The following is a 2,713-nucleotide window of genomic DNA, read 5'->3' on the forward strand; positions in this document are numbered from 1 at the left end:
GCGCGACCGATCGCGACGCGCTTGGCCTCGCCGCCCGACAGCGTGCGCGGCCAGCGCGCGAGCAGATGCGTGAGGTCGAGCAGGTCGGCGACCGCGGCGAGGTCGGCGTCGTCGCGCGCGCCGTAGCGCAGGTTGGCGCGGACGCGGCGGTGCGGGAACAGGCGCGCGTCCTGGAACACGTAGCCGGCGCGGCGCTGGTCGGGCGGCAGGTTCACGCGCGTGCGTGCGTCGGAGCCAGAGTCGAACAATGTGCGACCGCCGACGTGTACGTGGCCGCGGTCGGGCGTGATAAGGCCGGCGATCGCGTCGAGCACGCTGGTCTTGCCCACGCCCGAGGGTGCGAACAGGATCGTGACGCCGCCGGGCACATCGAAGCGGGCGGAGACGCGGCCGCCCCGAACCGTCACGTCGACGTCAAAGGACATGGATGCCGCGTCCCGCGCGACGCGCCAGCGCCTCCGACAACACCAGCGCGCCGAGCGAGAGCGCGACGGATGTGGCGGCGAGGCGCCACACCTGCTGCTCGCCGTTCGGCTGTTGCAGCGCGGAGTAAATCGCGAGCGGAAGCGTCTGCGTTTCGCCGGGCACGTTGCTGACGAAGGTGATGGTAGCGCCGAACTCGCCGATCGAGCGCGCGAAGCCGAGCACCGCGCCCGCAAGCACGCCGGGTAGCGCGAGCGGCAGCGTGACCGTCGCGTAGGCGCGCCAGCGCGACGCTCCGAGCGTGCGCGCTGCCTGTTCCAGCCGGCGATCGACCGCCTCGATCGACAGCCGCATCGCGCGTACCATCAGCGGCAGCGCCATCACCGCGGCGGCGATCGTCGCGCCGGTCCAGCGAAACAGTACGCTGACGCCGAACCAGCGCTCCAGCACGCCGCCGACCGGTCCGGCGGGCGCGAAGGCGAGCAGCAGCACCCAGCCGGTCACCACCGGCGGTACCACCAGCGGCAGGTGGACGAGTGCGTCGAGCACGACCTTGCCGGGAAAGCGCCAGCGCGCGAGCACCCAGGCGAGCAGGAACGCGACCGGCAGGCAGGCGAGCGTCGCGCTGCCGCCGACGAGCAGGGTGAGGCGGACGATGTCCGCGAGGTCGCTCACCGTGTCAGGAAGCCGCGCCGCGCGAGGATCGCCTGGCCCGCGCCCGACAACAGGTAGCGGCGGAACGCCTCTGCCGCGGCATCGTGCGAGCGGGCGAGCCGGGCGATGGGGTAGACGATCGGCGCGTGGCTGCTCGGCGGAAAGACACCGACGACCCGCACCCGCGCGGACGCGCGCGCGTCGGTGGCGTAGACGACTCCGTAGGGCGCCGCGCCGCGCTCGACCAGCGCGAGCGCGGCGCGAACGTTCTCCGCGCGCACGACGCGCGGCGCGACCGCGCTCCACGCGCCCATGCGGGTCAGCGCCTCTTGTCCATAGCGGCCTGCCGGTACGGAGGCAGGGTCGGCCATCGCCAGCGGCCCGGCGGCGAGCACGCGCGCGAGCGCCGCGCCGCGCGCGCCCTTGAGCGAGGGCGTGCCCGGCCGCGCGACGACCACCAACTGTCCGCGCGCCACGATCGCGCGGGTTTCAGAGGCGAGCAATGCGCGACGCTGAAGTTCGTCCATCCACACGGCATCCGCCGACACGAACAGGTCGGCGGGCGCGCTTGCCTCGATCTGGCGCGCTAGCGCCGACGACGCAGCGAAGGCGAGCACCGGTCGCGCGTGCCCGGAGCCGGCCCAGGCGTCGGCGGCGTCGTTCATCGCCTCCTGCATGCTCGCCGCGGCGAGGACAGTCGGTGCGGCACGCTGCGCCTCAGCCGGCGAGGCGAGCGCGGCGAGAAGCAGCAGGACCGTGCGAAATAACATGGCGCCTGCTGTATCGCGCTCGATACGACGGCGCCAGCCGCGGCGATGACGCCCGGCGCCCCCACGCAACGCGGGCAGGCAACGCTCGCTGGCGCTTGATGCACGACAATGTTTCGTCGACGCTAATCCTCAGCCGCGCCGTCCGCCCCGGCAAGACCGACGACTTCGCGCGCTGGGTCGAGGAAGTGAGCGGCCTGGCGAAGCGCGCCCGGTTTCCATGAGGTCGTGCGGCTGGGGCAGACGAACGCGCTGCGCGACCTGCTGCTCCCGTTCGCCAGCCGCGAGGACCTCGAACGCTTTCGCGCCGGCGAGACCTATCAGTTGCTGGAGCGGCGCGCGCGCGACCTGACGATCGGCGTCGATCAGGTGACGGACGGGCGCGAGGTCGATATCGAACTGCCGAGCGATGCCAGCGCGGCGCGGTGGAAGCGCTTCCTCGTCATCTGGCTGTCGGTGCTGCCAGTGCTGCTGGTCGTCAGCACCGGGGTGCGCGCGCTGCTGCCGACGCTGCCGGCGCCGGTGCAGATCATCGTGTCGTCGCTGTGCCTCACCGCACTGCTGCAATGGGTCATCCTGCCGCGCGTGCAGCGCGCGGCGCGCGCGTGGATGCTGGAGGATGCGGCGGGGCGATTGCGGACCTGAGCGTCGCGCCCGCTGTCGCGGGCAAGCGACGCCGCCGATCAGCCCTCGTCGCCCATCCGCAGCGCGGCGATGAACGCTTCCTGCGGGATGCTGACCGAGCCGTACTCGCGCATCTTGAGCTTGCCCTTCTTCTGCTTGTCGAGCAGCTTGCGCTTGCGGCTGGCGTCGCCGCCGTAGCATTTCGCGGTCACGTCCTTGCGCATCGCGCTGATCGTCTCGCGCGC

General features: G+C 72.6%; 5 protein-coding genes and 1 pseudogene. 2 read left to right on the forward strand and 4 right to left on the reverse strand.

Annotation, left to right across the window (positions count from 1 at the left end):
* The 3 genes from ACFDS6_RS16980 to modA form a co-directional block, all read right to left on the reverse strand.
* On the reverse strand, nt 1-425 hold a 425-nt coding region (locus ACFDS6_RS16980), incomplete at its 3' end, for an ATP-binding cassette domain-containing protein (RefSeq protein ID WP_375273256.1).
* The gene (modB, locus tag ACFDS6_RS16985) at nt 415-1,098 is read right to left on the reverse strand and encodes a molybdate ABC transporter permease subunit (protein ID WP_375273257.1); all 684 of its coding nucleotides are present in this window, start codon (nt 1,096-1,098) and stop codon (nt 415-417) included. The genes ACFDS6_RS16980 and modB, both read right to left, overlap by 11 nt.
* On the reverse strand, nt 1,095-1,847 hold the full coding sequence (modA, locus tag ACFDS6_RS16990; protein ID WP_375273258.1) for a molybdate ABC transporter substrate-binding protein: 753 nt from the start codon (nt 1,845-1,847) through the stop codon (nt 1,095-1,097). Before modA ends, modB begins: the two co-directional genes overlap by 4 nt.
* A gap of 98 nt (nt 1,848-1,945) precedes the next feature.
* Here modA and ACFDS6_RS16995 point away from each other — a divergent pair, with 98 nt between their 5' ends.
* Nucleotides 1,946-2,068 carry a hypothetical protein gene (locus ACFDS6_RS16995; RefSeq protein WP_375273259.1) on the forward strand — a complete coding sequence of 41 codons (123 nt, stop codon included), beginning with the start codon at nt 1,946-1,948 and terminating at the stop codon, nt 2,066-2,068.
* A 4-nt stretch (nt 2,069-2,072) separates the two neighbouring features.
* Nucleotides 2,073-2,489, forward strand: coding sequence for a hypothetical protein (locus tag ACFDS6_RS17000; RefSeq protein ID WP_375273260.1), 417 nt, complete (start codon nt 2,073-2,075; stop codon nt 2,487-2,489).
* A gap of 38 nt (nt 2,490-2,527) precedes the next feature.
* Here ACFDS6_RS17000 and ACFDS6_RS17005 read toward each other — a convergent pair.
* Nucleotides 2,528-2,713 (reverse strand): annotated as a pseudogene (locus ACFDS6_RS17005) (elongation factor 4); the annotation flags it as partial.

Source organism: Sphingomonas sp. (assembly GCF_042095875.1).
Lineage (GTDB): Bacteria > Pseudomonadota > Alphaproteobacteria > Sphingomonadales > Sphingomonadaceae > Sphingomonas.

Coding starts and splice junctions, on each gene's coding strand:
- modA (WP_375273258.1), bottom strand. CDS start 1,847: ATGTTATTTCGCACGGTCCTGCTGCTTCTCGCCGCGCTCGCCTCGCCG.
- ACFDS6_RS16995 (WP_375273259.1), top strand. CDS start 1,946: ATGCACGACAATGTTTCGTCGACGCTAATCCTCAGCCGCGCCGTCCGC.